The sequence below is a fragment of the Azospirillum tabaci genome (assembly GCF_014596085.1).
In the GTDB taxonomy this organism is placed as follows: domain Bacteria; phylum Pseudomonadota; class Alphaproteobacteria; order Azospirillales; family Azospirillaceae; genus Azospirillum; species Azospirillum tabaci.
Genome location: NZ_JACCJY010000083.1, coordinates 1 through 887, shown reverse-complemented (window position 1 = coordinate 887; position 887 = coordinate 1). Strand labels below are relative to the sequence as shown.

At 68.4% G+C, this 887-nt stretch carries 1 protein-coding gene; it reads right to left on the bottom strand.

The window, feature by feature from the left end; genetic code table 11:
• A partial coding sequence (locus tag H0B54_RS29340) for an HK97 family phage prohead protease (protein ID WP_188263273.1) occupies window positions 1–887 on the bottom strand: 887 nt, incomplete at both ends.

Here is an 887-nt window from a genome sequence, read left to right as displayed (position 1 = left end):
AAGCCATCGGTCGCCGCGTCCAGATCCTTGAAGCCGCACTCGAAGGCATCGGCGCCATCGAGCCACGCCGCCGTCAGGCCGTGATGACCATCGGCGATGTAGAACCGGCCGTTCATGCGGACCACGACCGGAGCCGCCGCACGCAGCGCGTCGCCGCCGCGCATGGCCTGGACCTTCGCCGTGTCCACCCGGTTCTGCGTGGCGGTCAGGTCGAGCAGCTTGAACGACTGCTTGGGCAGGCTGGCCGCGCCGGTCAGGGCAGCGTAGTAGTGCGGGGCCTGATCCGGCCGCATGCGCGCGAGGAAAGTCGCGTCCCAGGGAAACGGCGGATAGGAGGTCTCGGCCGTCATCGGGAGAAGGAACCGCTCGCCTTGCCCGTCCGCGGCCTTCTCCGCTTTGCCGGCCAGCAGCATCACGTCCGTCGCCGCGCGAAACTCCAGGGACTGCACCGGGCGCCCGGTGGCATCCATCTTCAGCGGCGCGAAGTGCACCGCCTCGGGAGCACCAGCAGCCTTGCGCGCCGCCTCAAGCGTCGCACGCGGGATCAGCAGACCGGGCAGACCGTCGCCCATCGCGTCCAGCGTCTTTTCCGCCCAGCCGATCAGCGGCGCCATGTCGATGCCCTTGCCGCGGGCCTCGATCAGCGCGTCGGGGTTCGCCGGCACCGGCACCACCGAATACTCCAGCAGTTCCTGCTCGGTGTAGTCGATGGCCCAGGAACCGCGCTCCTCGTTCCAGCTCCATTTCAGGGGGCGGAAGCCAACCGACGTGGCGTTCAGGTAGCCGCCGATGACCAGCCGATAAACCATGTCGGCGAACGGGTTCTCGTCCTTCGTCGCGAACTGGCAGGTCGAGTGCAGCGCCTTCCCATCCACCGTCTCGGACAG